The organism is Arthrobacter sp. U41 (assembly GCF_001750145.1).
Lineage (GTDB): Bacteria > Actinomycetota > Actinomycetes > Actinomycetales > Micrococcaceae > Arthrobacter.
Window position 1 is genome coordinate 3,921,616 of sequence record NZ_CP015732.1, and the last position, 18,649, is coordinate 3,940,264.

The 18,649-nt window shown below is 67.0% G+C and carries 19 protein-coding genes, 1 tRNA gene and 1 other RNA gene; 11 read left to right on the top strand and 10 right to left on the bottom strand.

Annotated elements, in window-relative coordinates:
• Nucleotides 1–130 precede the first annotated feature (130 nt).
• The 4 genes from orn to def all read left to right on the top strand — a co-directional run bounded on the left by orn (nt 131) and on the right by def (nt 2,889).
• Entirely contained in the window at nt 131–787 is a 657-nt protein-coding gene (gene orn / locus ASPU41_RS17855; RefSeq protein ID WP_231941361.1) for an oligoribonuclease, read from the top strand.
• 157 nt (nt 788–944) lie between these two features.
• Nucleotides 945–1,017 (top strand) — tRNA-His (locus ASPU41_RS17860).
• A 103-nt stretch (nt 1,018–1,120) separates the two neighbouring features.
• Nucleotides 1,121–2,275 carry an acyl-CoA dehydrogenase family protein gene (locus ASPU41_RS17865; protein ID WP_069952049.1) on the top strand — a complete coding sequence of 385 codons (1,155 nt, stop codon included), beginning with the start codon at nt 1,121–1,123 and terminating at the stop codon, nt 2,273–2,275.
• A 41-nt stretch (nt 2,276–2,316) separates the two neighbouring features.
• On the top strand, nt 2,317–2,889 hold the full coding sequence (gene def, locus ASPU41_RS17870) for a peptide deformylase (protein WP_069952050.1): 573 nt from the start codon (nt 2,317–2,319) through the stop codon (nt 2,887–2,889).
• 9 nt (nt 2,890–2,898) lie between these two features.
• On the opposite strand, the gene ASPU41_RS17875 is transcribed toward def, so the two are convergent.
• Both ASPU41_RS17875 and ppk2 read right to left on the bottom strand, forming a co-directional pair.
• Nucleotides 2,899–3,603, bottom strand: a complete 705-nt coding sequence (locus ASPU41_RS17875; RefSeq protein WP_069952051.1) for an alpha/beta fold hydrolase — start codon at nt 3,601–3,603, stop codon at nt 2,899–2,901.
• A gap of 65 nt (nt 3,604–3,668) precedes the next feature.
• Nucleotides 3,669–4,565: a polyphosphate kinase 2 gene (gene ppk2, locus ASPU41_RS17880; RefSeq protein ID WP_083266603.1), complete on the bottom strand. Its 897-nt coding sequence runs from the start codon at nt 4,563–4,565 to the stop codon at nt 3,669–3,671.
• A 135-nt stretch (nt 4,566–4,700) separates the two neighbouring features.
• On the opposite strand from ppk2, the gene ASPU41_RS17885 reads away from it, so the two are divergent.
• Nucleotides 4,701–5,681 carry a 1-phosphofructokinase family hexose kinase gene (locus ASPU41_RS17885; RefSeq protein ID WP_197515703.1) on the top strand — a complete coding sequence of 327 codons (981 nt, stop codon included), beginning with the start codon at nt 4,701–4,703 and terminating at the stop codon, nt 5,679–5,681.
• 172 nt (nt 5,682–5,853) lie between these two features.
• Nucleotides 5,854–6,531, top strand: coding sequence for a haloacid dehalogenase type II (locus ASPU41_RS17890; RefSeq protein ID WP_069952052.1), 678 nt, complete (start codon nt 5,854–5,856; stop codon nt 6,529–6,531).
• A gap of 12 nt (nt 6,532–6,543) precedes the next feature.
• Here the strand turns inward: ASPU41_RS17890 and ASPU41_RS17895 are convergent, their stop codons facing one another.
• The 5 genes from ASPU41_RS17895 to rnpB all read right to left on the bottom strand — a co-directional run bounded on the left by ASPU41_RS17895 (nt 6,544) and on the right by rnpB (nt 11,743).
• Nucleotides 6,544–7,347 carry an HNH endonuclease family protein gene (locus ASPU41_RS17895; protein ID WP_069952053.1) on the bottom strand — a complete coding sequence of 268 codons (804 nt, stop codon included), beginning with the start codon at nt 7,345–7,347 and terminating at the stop codon, nt 6,544–6,546.
• A gap of 159 nt (nt 7,348–7,506) precedes the next feature.
• Nucleotides 7,507–7,716 carry a hypothetical protein gene (locus ASPU41_RS17900; protein ID WP_069952054.1) on the bottom strand — a complete coding sequence of 70 codons (210 nt, stop codon included), beginning with the start codon at nt 7,714–7,716 and terminating at the stop codon, nt 7,507–7,509.
• Nucleotides 7,717–7,795: 79 nt separating this feature from the next.
• The gene (locus ASPU41_RS17905) at nt 7,796–9,256 is read right to left on the bottom strand and encodes a glyceraldehyde-3-phosphate dehydrogenase (protein ID WP_069952055.1); all 1,461 of its coding nucleotides are present in this window, start codon (nt 9,254–9,256) and stop codon (nt 7,796–7,798) included.
• 309 nt (nt 9,257–9,565) lie between these two features.
• On the bottom strand, nt 9,566–11,176 hold the full coding sequence (locus ASPU41_RS17910; RefSeq protein WP_069952056.1) for a GMC family oxidoreductase: 1,611 nt from the start codon (nt 11,174–11,176) through the stop codon (nt 9,566–9,568).
• A 173-nt stretch (nt 11,177–11,349) separates the two neighbouring features.
• Nucleotides 11,350–11,743, bottom strand: an RNA gene (gene rnpB / locus ASPU41_RS17915) — RNase P RNA component class A.
• A 72-nt stretch (nt 11,744–11,815) separates the two neighbouring features.
• Here rnpB and ASPU41_RS17920 point away from each other — a divergent pair.
• A complete protein-coding gene (locus ASPU41_RS17920) occupies nt 11,816–12,736 on the top strand; it encodes an alpha/beta hydrolase (protein WP_069952796.1) in 921 nt (306 codons plus the stop codon).
• 87 nt (nt 12,737–12,823) lie between these two features.
• Entirely contained in the window at nt 12,824–13,588 is a 765-nt protein-coding gene (locus ASPU41_RS17925; RefSeq protein WP_069952057.1) for a YaaA family protein, read from the top strand.
• Between the two features lie 62 nt (nt 13,589–13,650).
• Here the strand turns inward: ASPU41_RS17925 and ASPU41_RS17930 are convergent, their stop codons facing one another.
• Nucleotides 13,651–14,388 carry a zinc ribbon domain-containing protein gene (locus ASPU41_RS17930; protein ID WP_069952058.1) on the bottom strand — a complete coding sequence of 246 codons (738 nt, stop codon included), beginning with the start codon at nt 14,386–14,388 and terminating at the stop codon, nt 13,651–13,653.
• A gap of 123 nt (nt 14,389–14,511) precedes the next feature.
• Nucleotides 14,512–15,429 carry a Nif3-like dinuclear metal center hexameric protein gene (locus ASPU41_RS17935; protein WP_069952059.1) on the bottom strand — a complete coding sequence of 306 codons (918 nt, stop codon included), beginning with the start codon at nt 15,427–15,429 and terminating at the stop codon, nt 14,512–14,514.
• 77 nt (nt 15,430–15,506) lie between these two features.
• Here ASPU41_RS17935 and msrA point away from each other — a divergent pair, with 77 nt between their 5' ends.
• From msrA to epsC, 3 genes are all read left to right on the top strand, one after another.
• Nucleotides 15,507–16,031, top strand: coding sequence for a peptide-methionine (S)-S-oxide reductase MsrA (gene msrA / locus ASPU41_RS17940; RefSeq protein WP_069952060.1), 525 nt, complete (start codon nt 15,507–15,509; stop codon nt 16,029–16,031).
• A gap of 68 nt (nt 16,032–16,099) precedes the next feature.
• Nucleotides 16,100–17,035 (top strand): cysteine synthase A, encoded by a 936-nt coding sequence (cysK, locus tag ASPU41_RS17945; protein ID WP_069952061.1) that lies wholly within the window; start codon nt 16,100–16,102, stop codon nt 17,033–17,035.
• Nucleotides 17,036–17,073: 38 nt separating this feature from the next.
• Nucleotides 17,074–17,658 carry a serine O-acetyltransferase EpsC gene (gene epsC, locus ASPU41_RS17950; RefSeq protein WP_069952062.1) on the top strand — a complete coding sequence of 195 codons (585 nt, stop codon included), beginning with the start codon at nt 17,074–17,076 and terminating at the stop codon, nt 17,656–17,658.
• Nucleotides 17,659–17,719: 61 nt separating this feature from the next.
• Here the strand turns inward: epsC and ASPU41_RS17955 are convergent, their stop codons facing one another.
• Complete coding sequence (locus tag ASPU41_RS17955) at nt 17,720–18,553, bottom strand: oxidoreductase (protein WP_069952063.1); 834 nt, start codon at nt 18,551–18,553, stop codon at nt 17,720–17,722.
• Between the last annotated feature and the right edge of the window lie 96 nt (nt 18,554–18,649).

Sequence of the window (18,649 nt, forward strand, 5' to 3'; positions counted from 1 at the left end):
CGCCGCGATGACGAAAAATATCGACGCCCGCGTACCCGAAATCCTAGCACCGGACCGCCCGGCAGCGACGAAACGGTAGGCTGGGCGCGTGCCTATATCTAATGAACGCATCGTCTGGATCGACTGCGAAATGACCGGCCTGGACAGCGTCAACGACGCCCTCATCGAGGTGGCTGCGCTGGTGACGGACTCCGAGCTCAATATCCTGGGCGACGGGGTCGACGTCGTCATCAAACCCGATGACGCCGCCCTTGCGCAGATGAACGACTTCGTCCGCGACATGCACACCCGCTCCGGGCTCCTGGCGGAACTCCCCCGCGGCAAGACCATGGCGGAGGCCCAGGCCATCGTGCTGGACTACATCAAGAAGTGGGTGCCGGATCCCAAGAAGGCCCCGCTGGGCGGCAACTCGGTGGGAACCGACCGCGTCTTCCTGGTCCGCGACATGCCCGAACTGGTGGAACACCTGCATTACCGGGTCATCGACGTGAGCACCATCAAGGAACTCTCCCGGCGCTGGTATGCGCGGGCCTACTTCCAGTCCCCCGCCAAGCTCGGCGGCCACCGCGCCCTCGGCGACATCCAGGACTCCATCGACGAACTGCGCTACTACCGCGAGGCCGTCTTCGTCCCCGCACCGGGTCCGGACAGCGCCACCGCGCAGCGGATCGCCCGCAGGGTGACGGGAAAGCCGGACGAACCCGCCGCCGAAGGCACGCCCTCCGAGCCGGAAACGGCTGCCGGCGGCACCCCCTCCGAGGCTGCCTCCGGGACGCCGGCGACGTAGTCCGCCGGCCGGCCGCCGTTAAGTAATCTCCGCCACGTTTGCGGAAATTTTTGGTGAAAATCCGAAAAGTGGCAAAAGCAGCGCCGAAGAGCAGGTAAGCTATTTGTCGTTGCCTTTTCAGCCAGCCGGTCCGCCGGAGGGCATGGCGGGGCACATGGTGGGCGTAGCTCAGTTGGCAGAGCGCCTGGTTGTGGTCCAGGAGGTCGCGGGTTCAACCCCCGTCGCTCACCCTCATGAAGGACGGCAGTGATCCGCCCTTAGACGAAGGCCGTACCGGATATCCGGTGCGGCCTTTGTCGTCTGTCCATGGAACCGTGCACGGAAGGAAACGCTATGCAGCGCAGGCTTTTTGAAGAAGACCACGAGATGTTCCGTGAGATGGCGACCGAGTTCAACACGCGCGCCGTTGCACCGCACTACGCCCAGTGGGACAAGGACCACATGATGTCCCGGGACCTGTGGTCGGCGGCCGGCGAGCAGGGCCTGCTGGGCCTGGCCGTTCCGGAGGAGTTCGGCGGCATGGGCATGGACGACTACCGCTTCCGCGCCGTACTGGACGAGGAGTTCGCCAAGAGCAACCACCTCGCGGTGGGCCTGGCCTTCCACCTGCACGATGACATGGTCCTCCCCCACCTGCTGGCTTACGGCTCCGACGAGCTCAAGGGCCGCTGGCTTCCCGGCATGGTTTCCGGCGAGACGGTCACCTCGATCGCCTGGACCGAGCCCGGCGCGGGTTCAGACCTCCGCGGCATCCGCACCAAGGCCGTCCGCGACGGCGACGACTGGCTGATCATCGGGCAGAAGACCTTCATCGGCAACGGCATCTCCGGGGATGCCTCCCTGGTCCTGGCCCGCACCGACGCCGGCACCGGGCGGGGAAAGCAGGACTCCTTCTCCCTGTTCATGGTCCGCAAGGGCGAGGGCTACACGGCCGGCAACCAGCTGGACAAGATGGGCCTCAAGGCCTCGGATACCGCAGAGCTGTTCTTCGACGGGGTCCGCGTTCCGCACGCGGACCTCGTCGGCGAAGAGGGCAAGGGCCTGCAGTACGCCGCCGAGCAGCTCCCCCAGGGCCGCCTCGCGATCGCGGTGGCAAGCTCCGCCGTCGTCCGCGCCGTCTACGAGGCGACCGTGCGTTACACAAAGGACCGCAACGCCTTCGGCGAACGGATCATCGATTTCCAGAACAGCCGCTTCGAGCTGGCCGACATCCTCACCGAGGTCGAAGTCACCGAAACCTACGTGGACCAGGCGGTCCTGGCCTTCAACGCCGGCGAGCTCGACGCCGCCTCCGCCGCCCGCGCGAAACTGTGGGCGTCCGAGCGCGCCAAGTCCGTCACCGACCGGTGCCTCCAGCTGCACGGCGGCTACGGCTACATCCTGGAATACCCCGTGGCACAGGCCTTCCTCGCTGCCCGGCTGCTGACGATCTTCGGCGGCACCAACGAAATCATGCGCGACGTCGTCGGCCGCACCATCGCAGACTGACCCGACTCCGTTTTGACAGCACAGCAGAGGAAGCAGCTGACATGACCGTTTTGCCCATCACGATCTGGGGCGAGCCCGTACTGCACCGCCGGGCCCCGGAAGTCGAAGTCTTCGACAACGAACTCCGGACCCTGATCGCCGACATGTTCGAGACCAATGAGGCCGCCAACGGCGTCGGCCTTGCCGCGCCGCAGGTCGGGGTGGGCAAACGGCTCTTCATCTACAAATACGAGAACGACGACGGCGCCCCGCCGTCCGGGGCCGTCGTCAACCCGGTGCTGACCCTCTCCAAGGTCTCCGGCGCGCTGCCGGACCCGGACGAGGACGAGGAGGGCTGCCTGTCCTTCCCCGGCGGGCAGTACCCGCTCAAGCGCGCGGAGTGGGTCCGGGTGCAGGGCTTTGACGGGGACGGCAACCCGGTCGAGTTCGAGGCGACGGGCTGGTTTGCCCGGGTGATCCAGCACGAATACGACCACCTCGACGGCAAGCTCTACGTCAACCGGCTGATCGACCGTTACGCCCGCAAGGCCATGAAGCAGGCCAAGAAGAGCGGCTGGGGCGTCCCCGGGCTGACGTGGATGCCCGGCGTGGATCCGGACCCGTTCGGGCACTGAGGTCCGGGCTTACCCGCTCCGGTCGACGGCGGCCAGGATCGCCGCTCCCAGTTCGGCCGGCCGGGTGAACTGTGGCCAGTGCCCGGTGGGCAGGTCCACGTACTCGACGTCCCGCACGCGGCCGAGTTCCGCGACATACGGGTGGCCGGCCCCGATCATCTCGATGAGCATGGAGGACGGGAACTCGCAGGCGATGACGGTCGCAGGGACGTCGTAGCGCCGCTCGTCGTGCAGCCGCTGCTGGTCCTTGGCCACGGCCGTCGGCTGCGGGACGGCGCGGGCCCGGAACATGGCCCGCAACTCCTCGTCCAGGTCGGTGAGGTCCTCATCCTCGAAGAATTCCCACGGGGGAAGCGGGACCTCGACGCCGTCGTCCGGCAGCTCGTCGTTGATCACGCCGCCTTCGCCGAGCGGACCGCTGTCCACATAGATTGCCCGGACCACCCGGTCCGGGCGGGCGTCGACGGCGCCGTAAATGATGGCGCCCCCGCCCGAGTGGCCGACCAGGACGACCGGGATGTCGAGCTCGTCAATCTCCGCCACGACGGCGTCGATGTGGGTGCGCAGGCCGATGCCGGACCGCCGCGCGTCAGCTGATTCCAGCCCGGGCAGGGTAAGCGGGTGGACCCGGTGCCCGGCGGCGACCAGCGGCGGGGTCACCTGCTCCCATGACGAGGCGTCCAACCAGAATCCGGGTACCAGGATGATGTCCATGCCGGTACCCTACCTGCCCGGGTCTGCAGCCGCACGGACCGGCGGGAAGATTCCCTCCCGCCGGGCTATTCCTCACCGGATTTCTGCAGGATCGCGGCGTGATCCGGAACGTAACGGAACAACTCCCGCGGCGGGCGCGTGTAGTTGACGGCCTTGGGCCTTTCCGGCAACGTCACCTGCTCTGTCCGGACTTCGGTGTAGTCAATGCTGGAGAGCAGATGGGCGATCATATTGATCCGGGCCCGTCGTTTATCCTCTGCCTCGACCACGTACCAGGGGGATTCGGCAGTATCCGTCTGCATGAACATGTCGTCCTTGGCCCGTGAGTAGTCTTCCCAGCGGAGGATCGCCTCCCGGTCCATCGGCGAGAGTTTCCATTGCCGCATCGGATCATCCAGCCGGGACTTGAAGCGCCGTTCCTGTTCGGCGTGGCTGATCGAAAACCAGTATTTGAACAGCAGAATGCCGTCCTGGACCAGGAGGCGTTCAAAGACCGGGCACTGGGCCATAAAGCGTTTGTGTTCCGCGGGCGTGCAGAACCCCATCACATGTTCAACGCCGGCCCGGTTGTACCAGGAGCGGTCCATCAGGACGATCTCCCCCGCTGCGGGCAGGTGCTGCACGTAGCGCTGGAAATACCATTCACCCCGCTGCCGCTCGGTCGGGGCCGGCAACGCCACGATGCGCGCGGCGCGCGGGTTCAGGTACTCCGTGAGCCGCTTGATCGCGCTGCCCTTGCCGGCGGCGTCGCGCCCCTCAAAGATCACCAGCACGCGCGCCCCCGTGCTGCGGACCCATTCCTGCATCGCGACGAGCTCCGCCTGGAGCCGGAAGAGTTCGGCCTCGTAAACGGCCAGGGGCAACCTCTCCGTACGTCCCTCGGGTTGCCCCTTGGCGCCCTTCCGGCCTGCCTGTACCTTGCCGGAGCCGGCTTTGCCGGCGCCGTCCTTGCGATGTGCCATGGTTCCCGTTCCACTGGTTGCGGCGGACTTTCGTGTCGCCAGTCCTGCCGCGCTTATTCTCGCCGAGCGGCCGACCGCCCACAAGGGGACGCCCCGCCGGGGACACCGGCAACGCCAAGCTCCTATGCTTGGGCCATGGAAGCCCCCCGACCGATGGCGATGCAACCCATCCTCACTCTCACCATAAATCCCGCCCTGGACGTCAGCACCTCAACGGAGCAGGTCATCAGCGGCCACAAGCTGCGCTGCGGCACCACCCGCCTCGACCCGGGCGGCGGAGGCGTGAACGTGTCCCGGGTCGTGCAGCGCCTCGGTGGCCGGACCCTGGCGGTCTACACCGCCGGCGGACCCACCGGAGAGGCGTACCGCCGGCTCATCGAAGCCGAACGCATCGCCACCCTGGCCATACCGATCCAAGGGAGCACCCGCGAGGACTTCACGGTCGATGAGACGACAACGGGAAAGCAGTTCCGTTTTGTGCTTGAGGGCCCCGAGCTGAGTGAGCCCGAGTGGCGTTTGTGCCTTGCGCTTGTGGCGGATTCGATTCCGAGGGGCGGGTATGTCGTGGCCAGCGGAAGCCTGCCCCCGGGGGTTCCGGAGGACTTCTACGCCCAGGTGGCCCGGCTGGCCCGGCAGCAGGATGCACGCTGCATCGTGGACGCCGCCGGGCCGGCACTGGCCGAAGCCCTCGCCGAGGGGGTGTTCCTGGTGAAGCCGAGCCGCCGGGAACTGGGGCTGCACTTCGGCACGACACTCGAGAGCGATGCAAGCCAGGTCGAAGCGGCCGCAGCGCTGGTCGCCGACGGCTCCGCGGAACATGTCGCCCTGACCCTGGGCGGCAAGGGCGCAGTGCTCGCCTCGAAGTCCGGAATTCTCCGGCTGGCCGTGCCCCGGGTGCAGGTTCGAAGCACCGTCGGAGCCGGCGACAGTTTCCTGGCCGCTTTCGTGCTCCGCCTGGCCCAAGGCCGCACCCTCGAGGAAGCGCTGCGGGCCGCCGTCGCCGCCGGAAGCGCCACGGTCACAACGCTCGCCACCGAACTCTGCCACCGCGAGGACGTCGAACGGCTGGAGGCCCAACTCGCCGCCCGGGACCTGGACGGGAGCGCGGCAGGGTGAAGCCGGGACCGGCAGCGAAGCCGGCGGCCCTGCGGCGGCCGGCCCCGTCAGGCTCCCCGTCCAGGCGAACCCCGGCCGCTGCAAGGCAGTTGTCGTTCCGCCGTCGTTTCCTCTCGGCCAGCGCAGGCGGCACACTTGGGGAGAGGCCTGCCTACCACTACAAGGAGCACCCATGACCACGGCCAAACCAGTCATTGTCTTTGACGTGAACGAAACACTCTCTGACATGTCCCCCATGGGGCAACGCTTCAGCGAGGTGGGGGCCCCGCCTGAACTGGCAGAGCTCTGGTTCGCGGCGCTTCTGCGCGACGGTTTCGCACTCACCGCCAGTGGGGACAACGGATCCTTCGCCGCTATCGGGGCGGACGCACTCCGCCGGCTGCTGAGCCGGGTGGAGCCTGATCGTGGCCTGGAGGCAGCGGTCGAGCACGTCATGGGCGGCCTGGCCGGCCTCGGAGTTCATCCGGATGTCCCCGCCGGGGTCCGGTCCCTCTCCGCTGCCGGGTTCCGGCTCATCACGCTCAGCAACGGCTCTGCCCAGATCGCCCGGAAGCTGCTCAGCGAGGCGGGGATCCGGGAGGAGTTCGAGATGCTGCTTTCGGTCGAGGACGCGCCTGCCTGGAAGCCTGCCCGCGCCTCCTACGAATATGCCGCCGCCTCCACCGCGTCCGAGACGTCGGCCATGCTGCTGGTCGCCGTCCACCCGTGGGACGTCCACGGTGCGGTCCGCGCCGGGTTGCGCACGGCGTGGGTGAATCGGACTGGAGCAGCCTATCCGGGCTACTTTGAGGCCCCGGAGTTCACCGTTGCCGCATTGACCGAGCTTCCAGCCGTTTTGGTCGCGGCGTGATCTGGCGGAGGTCTACTGAGCAGCCGCAACGATCGTCTGCTGCCCGGGGCAGGTGCTGAGGATCCGCCTCATCGCCTCCTTCTCGGCCGGGGTAACCCACAGCCGGTAGGCCGCCTTCACGGAGATCTGCCGGGCGACGTAGTGGCAGCGGAAGGCCTTGTTCGCCGGCAGCCAGGTGGCGGCGTCGGAAGCCCCCTTGTCCTGGTTCGCGGGGCCGTCGGCGGCGATCAGGTTCAGCGGATCGTTCGCCAGGTGCTCGCGCTGCCCTGCGGTCAACTGCTGGGCACCCTTTTGCCAGGCGTCCCCCAGCGCCACAACATGGTCAACCTGAACGTCCTTGCTGCTCCCGGCTCCCCGGCGGAACGGGATCAGGCGGCCGGTGTACGGTTCGCGGAACCAGCCGGCGGCCACCAGGCAGCGGGATCCCGCGGTGAAGGCGGTGTCCGACAAGTCGCGGCGGAGGATGTCGTTGCGGGTATCGCATCCGTTGCGGTCCGCGTCCAGCCAGGCCTGGCCGAAGGCGCTCCGGTCGTAGGTGTCCTTGGCGGCGCGTCCCTTCACCGCCAGCGTGTCCAGCAGCGCCGCTGCCGGGCCCGGTGGAACAGTCCGAACGGAGGGGATGGCGTTCATCCAGCCCGCTGCCAGCACGGGCGCCTCGCGGGGTCCGTCGGCGGGTCCCTCGACGGCGGCAAACTGCCCGGCGGTGAAGAACCAGCCGAGTCCCGCGAGCAAGGAGAGTGCGGCGGCGGTCAACAGAACCCAGGCCTGGCGGGACCGCCGTCGTGCCCGCCGGAACCCGGCCCAGGTGAGGGTCATACCGGCGTCCCGGCGGGATGCTTCCGGACCGGCCCTTCCCGGGCAGCACTGTGGGATCCAGGGCGTACCGGCGCGGGGCGAATTCGTTCCACCCCCGAAGCCTAGGCCCGGCCCCCGCTGCTGCGGCCGTTATCCACAGTGTGGAGGACAGGTGCCCTGCTAGTTCTCTTTCGTCACGCGCACAAGGTCTTCGTTGGCGAGGGCCATCAGCGATTCGAGTTGCCGGACCCGTGCCTCGTCGACCTCTCCGGCCGCATGCTTGGCACGGGCATCATCAAGGAGCCGTTTGGCTTCCTTGACGTTCCGCCGAGCGACGTCCAGCGCGTGTTCCAGGGTGGTTTCGTGCTCTACTGCCGAGTTCTGTTCCATTGCACTATTGTGGTGCCCTTTCCCGGCCGATTCCAGAGGATCGGCCGGGAAAGGCGGAACAGACTTTAGCGCGGCGGGGTCAGGCCGTGACCTCGACGGGCAGGCCGGCTGCCTCCAGGGTCGCTGCTGCATCTTTGGCCGGGAACGACGGCGGGTTCACGCCGGCCATCTCCTCCATGACGCGGACCACCTGGCAGCTGTAGCCGAACTCGTTGTCGTACCAGACATAGAGCACGAGGTTCTTGTTGGTGCAGATCGTGGCCAGGCCGTCGACGATGCCCGCGCGGCGCGAACCGACGAAGTCCGTGGAAACAACCTCGGGCGAATCGATGTAGTCGATCTGCTTACGGAGTTCCGAGTGCAGCGACATTTCCCGCAGGTAGTCGTTGACCTCGTCCTTGGTGGTGCCGTTTTCCAGGCTCAGGTTCAGGATGGCCATCGAAACGTCCGGGGTGGGGACGCGGATGGCGTTGCCGGTGAGCTTGCCCTGGAGCTCCGGCAGGGCCTTGGCGACAGCCTTGGCGGCACCGGTCTCGGTGATGACCATGTTCAGCGCTGCGGAGCGTCCGCGGCGGTCTCCCTTATGGAAGTTGTCGATCAGGTTCTGGTCGTTGGTAAAGGAGTGGACCGTCTCGACGTGGCCGTGCACCACGCCGTAGCGGTCGTTGATGGCCTTCAGCACCGGGGTGATGGCGTTGGTGGTGCAGGAGGCTGCGGTGACAATCTTGTCCGAATCGGTGATCGCCGCGTGGTTGATGCCGTGCACAATGTTCTTCAGGTCGCCCTTGCCCGGTGCCGTGAGCAGCACCCGGGAAACGCCCTTGCTCTTCAGGTGCTGGGACAGGCCCTCGGCGTCGCGCCAGCGTCCCGTGTTGTCGACGACGAGAGCGTCGTGGATGCCGTAGGCGGTGTAGTCGACGGTGGCGGGGTTGTCCGAGTAAATGACCTGGATCTGGACACCGTTGGCGGTGATGGTGTCGTTCTCGAGGTCCACCTTGATGGTGCCCTCGAAGGAGCCGTGGACCGAATCGCGGCGCAGCAGACTGGCGCGCTTGGTCAGGTCGTTGTCCGAACCGCGGCGGACCACGACGGCGCGCAGGCGCAGGCCGTGGCCGCCGCCGGCCTTTTCGATCAGGAGGCGGGCCAGCAGGCGGCCAATGCGGCCAAAGCCGTAGAGAACGACGTCGGTGCTGGTGCGGTCGTCTCCGCCGCGCTTGCCAACAACCTCGGCGAGTTCCTTACGGAGGAATTCATCCAGGGTGGCGCCGTTGCCCTCGACCCGGTACTTCTCGGTGAGGCGGGCGATGTCGATGGCAGCGGCGCCGAGCTCAAGTTTGGTGAGGGCGTCCAGCAGCGGGGCTGTTTCTTCGAGACGCAGTTCTTCCTTGCTCATCCGGCGGGCGAAGCGGTGCGCCTTGAGGATGTTCATGGTGGATTTGTTGATCAGGCTGCGACCGTGGATGGAGGTGACCACGTTGTTTTCGCGGTACAGCCGGCCGATCACCGGGATCATGGCCTCGGCGAGCGCCTCCCGGCCCATCCACGTATCAAGACAAGAATCTGACGTCTGGCTCACAGAAATACCTTCCTAGAATCCACTGCATACGACGTCGTATGCGGAAGTCGGCTGCCGGAGGGTGTCCGGAACCTCGGCGCCGGCGGGGATTCGGTCCACCCCGGGCGCCTGTGTCGAGCAAAGAAAAGCCACCGGCTGCGAACGCAGACCCGGCGGCAGAACTTCTACGTTCAGCATCCAGTCTAACGGCGGCCCGGCCTGCTCCGGTGCCCGGTGACGCGTGAAATGACTCACACAGCGGGGGCCGCCGCGCTCACTGTCTCCTCAGCACGCCTACCGCGCGTCCTGCAGGATCATGTCGACGGCCTTTTCCGCGATCATGATGGTCGGCGCCTGCGTATTTGCACTGACCAGCCGGGGCATGATCGAGGAATCAACGACGCGCAGTCCCTCCAGCCCGTGGACCTTCAGCCGCGGCGAAACGACAGAATCATCAGTGGTTCCCATGGCGCACGTGCCGACCGGGTGGTACGAGGTCCGCCCGTAGGAGCGCACGAAATTCACATACTCGTCCCGGGTTTCCACCCGCGTGCCGTCGCCGATGTGCTCAGCCTTGGTAAGCGCCGCCATCGACGACTGCTCCATGATCTCGCGGCTCTGCCGCACCCCGGCGATGGCCATCTCGAGGTCGTAGTCGTCGGCGAGATAGTTCGGATCGATGAGCGGTGCTTTGCTTGGATCGGAGGACACCGGACGGACGGTTCCCCGGCTCCGTGGCCGCAGGAAATAGGAGTTCAATGTGGCACCGAATCCGGGCTTCAAAGCCGTGGCGCCCGTCCCCAACCGCGCGGCGGGGAGGAAGTGGAACTGCAGGTCGGGGGTCTTTTCATCCTTGTTTGCGTAACTGAAGCCTCCGGCCTCAACAAGGGTTGAGGCGAACGGTCCCGAACGGAAGGCAAGGTACTCCACACCGGCCAGGACCGTGGCAGGGCGCACCTGATTGAGCCGGTCCAGGCTGTGGTAATCGGTGAGTTCGTAGACGATGTCAACGTCGCAGTGGTCATGCAGGTTCTTGCCGACGCCGGGCAGGGCGTGGACGGTATCGATGCCTGCGGCGGCGAGATCCTCCGGATCGCCGATGCCCGAGAGTTGCAGCAGCTTGGGCGAACCGAAGGCACCCGCGGAGACAATGACCTCGCGGCCGGCGCTGTACGTTCGCGCGCTGCCGCCTTCGATCGCCTCAATTCCGACGGCCCGGCCGTTCCTGACGATCACCCGGGAGACCGTCACGTTGGCCCGGACAGTGAGGTTGGGCCGCCTGCGGGCCGGCCGGAGGTAGGCGACGGCCGCGCTGCACCGCCGGCCGTTCTTGGTGGTGGTCTGGTAGAAACCGACGCCGTACTGCTGGGCGCCGTTGAAGTCGCTGTTGTAGGGCAGCCCAAATTCCTGACCCGCTTTTACGAAGGCCGCCGAGAGCTTGTGCGGGCGAAGCAGGTCGGAGACTCCGAGCGGCCCCTGGGTGCCGTGGTGCGGCGCCGAGAGCCGGCTGTTCGACTCCGATCGGACGAAGTACTCACTCACTTCATCGGCGGACCAGCCTTCGCAGCCAAAATCCGTGACCCAGCTGTCGTAGTCCTCGGCCACGCCGCGGGTGAACACCTGGGAGTTGATGGACCCTCCGCCGCCCAGCACGCGGCCCTGGGCGAGCGGGATGCGGCGGCCGTTGCAGTGCTTCTGCGGAATGCTGGCGTAGTCCCACTGGTACGGGCCGTTCTTCAGCTTCGGGAAACCCGCGGGGACATGGATGAACGGATGACGGTCGGACCTGCCCGCCTCAAGCAGAAGGACCCGCACCGAGGGGTCTTCACTGAGCCTGCCGGCCAGAACGCTGCCGCCGCTGCCACCCCCGGCAATGACATAGTCGTAGCTTTCGTCGTCCGGCACTATGACTCCTATGCTTTTCGCTGACTGCGCCGTTGTTTGAAACGTTCCCTGCAGTCTCTGGTCCCGCCGGGACGATGTCAAGCATTCGGGTCGGCCCGTATCCGCGCAGGCATCCGGGCAGGCAAAAGGCGCCCGGCAGCGGAAACGGCGGCAGGGACTCCCTGTGGTGTGAATGGATGGGTTGACCGATACGCCGGGTTCTGTGTTCCCGCGCCGTTACCAGCGCGGGAATAGCGGCCATCCATCTACGAACGCCGTTGCCGACGCCCTCCAGCAGCCTACCCGGGCACTCGGGCGAGCAGCCCTCAAACGTGCCCTGTCTGGCCTTGCTCCGGGTGGGGTTTACCTAGCCTTCCCGGTCACCCGGGAAGCTGGTGGTCTCTTACACCACCGTTTCACCCTTACCTGCCCTGCAGCCCGTGCAAGCACGCGCCGCATGCAGGCGGTCTGTTCTCTGTGGCACTGGCCTGCGGGTTACCCCGAGTGGGCGTTACCCACCACCCTGCCCTGCGGAGCCCGGACGTTCCTCGAGCCACTTGCGTGACGCGCGGCCGCCTGGTCAACCCATCCGCTGTCCATTCTACGGTCAGCGCGGACCCGTCCGGGGACACCACCGGGCGCCGGGCCTATGATCGGGGAATGGACCAATCCGCCCTGAGCCGGCGCCGGCTCCTTGAGCTGGCAGGAATCGGACTGGGCGTGTCAGCTCTCGCGGCCTGCACCGCCGACACCGCACCCGCTGCCCCCTCAGCCGCATCGTCTTCACAGCCATCGTCCCGCGCCGCCCCGGCCAGCCCGACGACGGCCGCACCACCGGTCCCCGCAGCCCCGTTGACGGTCCGGACCAGCACGGGATCATTTGTCTCGGCCTTCCGCCCCGGGATCGCCAGCCACTGGTCGCTGGCCGCGCCTGAACTGCCGCCCGGCGGCGCGCAGCCCGAACTTCCCGTGGCCGTGTTCCTTCATGGACTCGGCGGCAGCCACGCCGTCATGCTGGATGGGCTCGCGGCCCACGAGGCGCTCCAGCGGCACCTCGACGCCGGCGGCGAACCGTTTGCCCTCGCCGCGGTGGACGGCGGGAACACCTGGTGGCACCCCCGCGCCGACGGCAGCGACACCCAGGCGATGCTGGTCAAGGAATTTGTTCCGTTCCTCGGCGAGAAGGGTTATGACCTGGGCAGGATCGGCCTCTTCGGCCTCTCGATGGGAGGCTTCGGCTCCCTCCTGCTCGCGTCCCAGGGGCGGCTGCCCGGGGTCCGGGCCGTGGCGGCCATGAGTCCGGCGGTCTGGGAGCACTACGGCTCAAGCATGGACACCGCCTTCGACAGTCCGGCCGACTTCGCGGCCCACGATGTGTTCGCGCTCCGGGCCCGCCTCGCGGCGGTACCCAAACGGATCGACTGCGGCACCGGGGACGACCTTGCCGCGACTGTTCGTGACTACCGGGCGGAACTCCCGGGCGCCGTCGAGGGCGGTTTCCAGTCCGGCGGGCACGACGACAGCTACTGGCGCTCCATCCTGCCCGAAGTGTTGTCCTTCCTCGGCCGCAACCTCCGCTGAACAGGCTGACCCGTGGGCCGCTGCGCGGCTCCGGAGGCGGGCCGGCTCCGTACGAACCCGGCAGCGGGCCGCCGCTAAGATTGGACGGTGCTGATTCTGCTGCCGCCCTCCGAAGGCAAAACCCCCGCCACGGCCGGCAACGCCGTCGACTGGACCACCCTGAGTTTCCCCGGGCTGAACGCGAACCGGGCCACGGTGCTGGAGGGGCTCGGAACGGTCAGCGCCCATGAGGACGCCCTGGCCCTGCTTGGCGTTGGCGCCTCGCTGCGGGCCGACGTCGAACGCAACACGAGGCTGCACGCCGAGCCTGCGGCCCCCGCCCACCAGGTCTACTCCGGGGTGCTCTACGACGCGCTGGACTACAACTCCCTCACCCCGGCGCAGCGGAAGAGGGCGGACGAGTGCGTCCTGGTCATTTCCGCGCTCTGGGGTGCCATCCGCTTCGGCGACCGGGTGCCTGCCTACCGGCTGTCGATGGCGACCGCACTGCCCGAAGTCGGACGCCTGGCGTCCTTCTGGAAGCCGCAGCTCAATGCGGCCCTCGCGTCGTCCACGGAAGGGGAGCTGCTGGTGGACTGCCGCTCCAGCACCTACGCCGCCGCGTGGACTCCCCCGCCCCCGCAGACCGTTGCCGTGAACGTGTTCACCGAAGTCAACGGCGCGCGGAAAGTGGTCAGCCACTTCGCGAAGCACACCCGGGGCGAATTTGCCCGGCACCTGCTGGCCCGCCGGGGCAAGGCTCCGCAGACCCCCGCCCAGCTGGAGAAGGCGGCGGCCGAGAAGTGGACCGCCGAACTGGTCGAGGGCACGGCCCGGAAGCCGCACACCCTCAACCTGATCCTGCCCAACTGAACGCAGCAGGGGCCGTTCTGAGTGCTCAGAACGGCCCCTGCTGCGTATTTAGTTCTGGGTGGTTACGACCACTCAGCGGAGCGGACCAGAATGCAGCCGGAATCCGGGCAGAACACAACGTCATCCTCGGCCGCAGCCTTGATTTCGGCGAGGTCGCCCGGGCTCAGCTGCATGCCCGAGCCCTCAGACGTTCCATGGAAGAGGCGGGCGGCACCGACCCCCCGCTTGGCCAGGGTCTTCTCGTAGATCGCCAGGAGGCCGGCATCCAGACCCTCGGCGAACTCGGCGCGTTTGCCGCGCACCACCGTGGCCTCGGCCGCGATCTCGGCGATCTGCTCGTCCAGCTCGGAACGGATGGAGCCGAAGGAGCCCTGGATGTCATCAACGATCTGCTGCTGGGTGGCCTGGCGCAGGCGCAGTGAGTCCAGCCGCTCCAGGACTTCCAGTTCGACGTCCTCAAGGTCGGAGCGGCGCTTGTTCAGGGACACCAGGTCGCGCTGCAGGGCCACGAGGTCCTTGGACAGGCCGGTGCCGCTGTTGAGCCTCGCCTCGTCACGTTCGATCCGGGAGGCGACCTGCTCCACATCCGCTTCGGCGCGTTTGAGCTCGAGTTCCGCGTCGTGGACGGCGACCTTCGCAGCCCCGAGTTCACCGTTGGCCACGCTGAGGGCTGCTTCAAGATCGGTGATCCGGGAGTCGCTTTCAAGGCTTCGGCGGCGGTTGGACAGGGATTTGAGTTTTGCATCAAGTCCCTGCAATTCGAGCAACTTCAACTGTTCCGCCGGTGCTGCCTTGGCCACTATTTACCTCCGCTTGTTCCCTTCCGGCCGGAGCCGGGCACCTATTCGGCGCTCCCTAGACTCTAGCGCCTAGCGTGCTCCCCAGCCTCGCTACGCTCACCCGGGGCCCCTCGCACGCCAGGCTTAGCCCGGAGTCAGAATGAAGTCCCACGGATCGCTGTTGGTGGTGCTGACCCGGATCTCGACGTCGTGCCCCTGATCGCTCAGCACGTTGCCCAGCGCCTCCGCCGCGGCCGGCAGCCACAGCCATTCGCTGGCGAAGTGGGAAACGTCGATCAGGTACGGCCGGTCATTGACCGCCGCCTCGCGGGCTTCCGACGCCGGATGGTGCCGGAGATCCGCGGTCAGGTAGACGTCGGCGTTGCTCGCCCGGACCTCGCCGAAGAGGGAATCACCGGCGCCGCCGCAGACGGCGACGCGGCGTACCAGCCCGTCCCGGTCCCCCGACACACGCACCCCGCCGGCGACCGCGGGCAGGATGCCGAACACGCGGGCGGCAAAGTCGCCCAGGGTTAGGACATCCTTGAGGTCCCCGACCCTTCCGATGCCTTCCTCCGGCAGACCGTTCGCGGCCGGGGTCAGCGGGGTGACGTTCTGCAGGCCCAAGGCGTCGGCGAGGACGTCCGAGACGCCGCCGACGGCGGAATCACCGTTTGTGTGGACCGTCAGCAGCCCGGTACCCGACTCAATCAGGCGGTGCACGGCCCGGCCCTTGGCGGTGGTCGCGGCCACCGAGGTGACCCCTTTGAGCAACAGCGGATGGTGGGTAATGAGCAGTTCGGCGCCGAATTCGATGGCCTCCTCGATCACTTCGAGCGTCGGGTCGACGGCGAAGAGGATCCTGCTCACCTCGGCGGAGGGCCGGCCGGCCACGAGGCCCACCTCGTCCCAGTCCTCCGCGAGGGATTCGGGCCAGAGCTCTTCCACGGCCAGCAGGATCATGCCCAGGGTGGGCGCCCCGGGTGTCTCCCGGGGTTGGTTGCCGGGAGCGTCGGTTCCTTCGGAAGGGCCAGCTGAAACGTCGGTGTTTACAGGTTCCATACCCCATTTTTACCCTATCTACGGGCAAGCCCGGAGCCGCCGGGAATCTTCGGGGCCGTTCAACCATTGAAGAAGGCATGAGAACTTTTGTCCTCGGCGGAGGCTGCTTTTGGTGCCTCGACGCCGTCTACCAGACAACCAAGGGTGTCAGCGCCGTCGTTTCGGGCTACACCGGCGGCCATGACCGCAACCCCGACTACTACGCAGTCTGCTCCGGAACGACAGGCCATGCCGAGGTGGTGGCGGTGACCTTCGATGAGGAGATCATCCCGGCTGTGGTCATCCTGGACATGTTCTTCGCACTCCACGACCCCACCACGCTTAACCGTCAGGGCTACGACGTCGGAACCCAGTACCGCTCCTCCATGTTCTACGAGACGACCGAGGAAAAGATCCTCTTTGAGGACGCGATCGATCGAAACCAGTCGCTTTGGGCGCATCCGATCGTCACGGAGGTGTGCCGGCTGCCGGTGTTCCACCGGGCGGAGGAAATCCACCAGGACTACTTCGCCAAGTTCCCCGAGCAGGGCTACTGTCAGGTGATCATCAATCCGAAGCTGGCCAAGGCCAGGAAATATTACTCAGCATGGCTTAATGCTTAGCAGGGGTCCGCGGGCCATCGTTAGGCTGACCTCAGTATTCCCTCTTCAACAGACAGGCGCAGACACCCATGGCACGGATCTATGACGACGTTACCCAGCTGGTCGGCGGCACCCCGATGGTGCGGCTCAACCGGCTGACCGAAGGCCTTGACGCCACGGTGGCCGTCAAGCTCGAGTTCTACAACCCGGCCAACAGCGTCAAGGACCGGATCGGTGTCGCGATCGTCGACGCAGCGGAGAAGTCCGGTGCCCTCAAGCCCGGCGGCACCATCGTCGAAGGCACCTCCGGCAATACCGGAATCGCCCTGGCCATGGTCGGCGCCGCCCGCGGCTACAAGGTCATCCTGACCATGCCGGAAACCATGTCCACCGAACGCCGTGTCATGCTTCGCGCCTATGGTGCCGAGATTGTGCTCACTCCCGGCTCCGAGGGCATGCGTGGCGCCGTGGAGAAGGCCCAGGAGATCGTGGCCAACACGGAGAATTCCATCTGGGCCCAGCAGTTCGCCAACGAGGCCAACCCCGAGATCCACCGCGAGACCACGGCAGAGGAAATCTGGTCCGACACCGACGGCAAGGTGGACATCTTCGTCGCCGGCGTCGGCACCGGCGGAACCGTCACCGGCGTCGGACAGGTGCTCAAGGAGCGCAAGCCCGAGGTGCAGATCATCGCCGTCGAGCCGAAGGACTCCGCCATCCTCAACGGCGGTGCACCGGGCCCCCACAAGATCCAGGGCCTCGGCGCCAACTTCATTCCGGAAATCCTGGACACCAACGTCTACGACGAGGTCCTCGACGCCACCCTGGAGGACTCGGTCCGCGTGGCCCGCGAACTCGGCGTCAAGGAGGGCATCCTCGGCGGCATCTCCTCCGGCGCGATCGTCTGGGCAGCCCTGGAACTCGCCAAGCGCCCGGAGAACGCCGGTAAGCTGATTGTGGCGATTGTCTGCGACTTTGGTGAGCGTTACATCTCCACCGTGCTGTACGACGACATCCGCGGCTGAGTCCGGCCCGCAATCCACGATTTCGTAGAAAGGTCTTTGTGAGCTTCTTCGCAAGACTGAAGGAAGACCTCGACGCCGCCCGGTCACACGACCCGGCGGCTCGGGGGTCCATTGAGAACTTCTTTACCTACTCCGGCCTGCACGCGATCTGGGCGCACCGCCTGACGCACCGGCTGTGGCAGAACCCGGCGCTTCGCTTCCCGGCACGGCTGATATCCCAGCTGGCCCGCTTTTTCACCGGGATCGAGATCCACCCCGGAGCCACGATTGGCCGCCGCTTTTTCATCGACCACGGCATGGGGGTCGTCATCGGTGAGACCGCCGAAATCGGCGAGGACGTCATGATCTACCACGGCGTGACGCTCGGCGGCCGCTCCCTGGCCAAGGTCAAGCGCCACCCCACCCTCGAGGACCGCGTCGTCATCGGCGCCGGAGCCAAGATCCTGGGACCGATCACCATCGGCCGGGACAGCGCCGTGGGCGCCAATGCCGTGGTGGTCAAGGATGCCCCGGCGGAATCGATCCTCACCGGGGTGCCGGCCACCTGGCGGCACCGAGACGCGCAGCGTGAGACCAAGCCCGCCGTCGACCCGGCCGAATACCTGATCGAATACCGGATCTGACCGGCTCTGGCCGGCTCTGGCCGGCTCTGGCCGGCCGCCGGTACCGGCATGAGGGCGGACGCTACGCGGGAAACCGTTTGTTGATGTTCCAGATCACGACGTCGAAGGCCCGGTCCGGCAGCAGCCGCCGCAGCAGCAGGATGGCCCGGGCGCCTTTGCCCACCGGATAGCGGGTCCTGGGCTTCGGGGATGTTGCGGCGTGGACAATGGCGTCGGCAATGACGTCCGGGGGCGTGGACATGATGGAACCGACGGTGGATGCCAGCGCCGCCGCCACCACCTTCGCCTGGTCCATATAAGGTCCGTGCCCGGACGTGGCCAGCAGGCTGTCGCCGGAGATGGCGCCCCACTCGGATTCCGTTCCCGACGGCTCGATAATGGACACATCGATGCCGTGGGGCTTGAGCTCGATCCGCAGTGAATCGCTCAGGCCCTCGACGGCGAACTTCGTGGCGTGGTACCAGGCCCCCAGCGGCTCATACATCTGTCCGCCGATCGAGGACACGTTGATGATCCTCCCCCGGCCCGCGGCCCGCATTCCGGGCAACACAAGCTGGGTCATCCGCGCCAGTCCGAAGAGGTTGACGTCGAACTGCCGCCGCCCCTCGGCCAGCTCCACTTCCTCCAGCGAGCCGTAGGAACCGTAGCCGGCGTTGTTCACCAGGACGTCGACCCGGCCGTGGGCGGCAATCACCTGGTCGACGGCGGCGGTCATGGAATCCTCGTCGGTGACGTCCAGCGCCACGACCGTCACTCCATGCGCCTTGAGGGGTTCCATCTTCTCGACGCGACGGGCCCCGGCGTAGACCGTGAAACCGCGCGCCGCGAGCTTCCAGGCTGTCTCATAACCGATTCCGGTGGAGGCACCGGTGACAAATGCTACGGGCTGGGACATCTGCTGCACTCCTGGGACGCTGACGGGGGCTGCCGGCTGCCGGGAGCCCCGGGAGGGGAGCCCGGGGAAACGCGAACGGCCGGTGCTCCCAGCGTA

What these genes read in the sequence shown, in the direction of transcription:
- orn (WP_231941361.1), top strand. Translation starts at nt 131, where the DNA reads ATGACCGGCCTGGACAGCGTCAACGACGCCCTCATCGAGGTGGCTGCG.
- ASPU41_RS17865 (WP_069952049.1), top strand. Translation starts at nt 1,121, where the DNA reads ATGCAGCGCAGGCTTTTTGAAGAAGACCACGAGATGTTCCGTGAGATG.
- def (WP_069952050.1), top strand. Translation starts at nt 2,317, where the DNA reads ATGACCGTTTTGCCCATCACGATCTGGGGCGAGCCCGTACTGCACCGC.
- ASPU41_RS17875 (WP_069952051.1), bottom strand. Translation starts at nt 3,603, where the DNA reads ATGGACATCATCCTGGTACCCGGATTCTGGTTGGACGCCTCGTCATGG.
- ppk2 (WP_083266603.1), bottom strand. Translation starts at nt 4,565, where the DNA reads ATGGCACATCGCAAGGACGGCGCCGGCAAAGCCGGCTCCGGCAAGGTA.
- ASPU41_RS17885 (WP_197515703.1), top strand. Translation starts at nt 4,701, where the DNA reads ATGGAAGCCCCCCGACCGATGGCGATGCAACCCATCCTCACTCTCACC.
- ASPU41_RS17890 (WP_069952052.1), top strand. Translation starts at nt 5,854, where the DNA reads ATGACCACGGCCAAACCAGTCATTGTCTTTGACGTGAACGAAACACTC.
- ASPU41_RS17895 (WP_069952053.1), bottom strand. Translation starts at nt 7,347, where the DNA reads ATGACCCTCACCTGGGCCGGGTTCCGGCGGGCACGACGGCGGTCCCGC.
- ASPU41_RS17900 (WP_069952054.1), bottom strand. Translation starts at nt 7,716, where the DNA reads ATGGAACAGAACTCGGCAGTAGAGCACGAAACCACCCTGGAACACGCG.
- ASPU41_RS17905 (WP_069952055.1), bottom strand. Translation starts at nt 9,256, where the DNA reads ATGGGCCGGGAGGCGCTCGCCGAGGCCATGATCCCGGTGATCGGCCGG.
- ASPU41_RS17920 (WP_069952796.1), top strand. Translation starts at nt 11,816, where the DNA reads ATGGACCAATCCGCCCTGAGCCGGCGCCGGCTCCTTGAGCTGGCAGGA.
- ASPU41_RS17935 (WP_069952059.1), bottom strand. Translation starts at nt 15,429, where the DNA reads ATGGAACCTGTAAACACCGACGTTTCAGCTGGCCCTTCCGAAGGAACC.
- msrA (WP_069952060.1), top strand. Translation starts at nt 15,507, where the DNA reads ATGAGAACTTTTGTCCTCGGCGGAGGCTGCTTTTGGTGCCTCGACGCC.
- cysK (WP_069952061.1), top strand. Translation starts at nt 16,100, where the DNA reads ATGGCACGGATCTATGACGACGTTACCCAGCTGGTCGGCGGCACCCCG.
- ASPU41_RS17955 (WP_069952063.1), bottom strand. Translation starts at nt 18,553, where the DNA reads ATGTCCCAGCCCGTAGCATTTGTCACCGGTGCCTCCACCGGAATCGGT.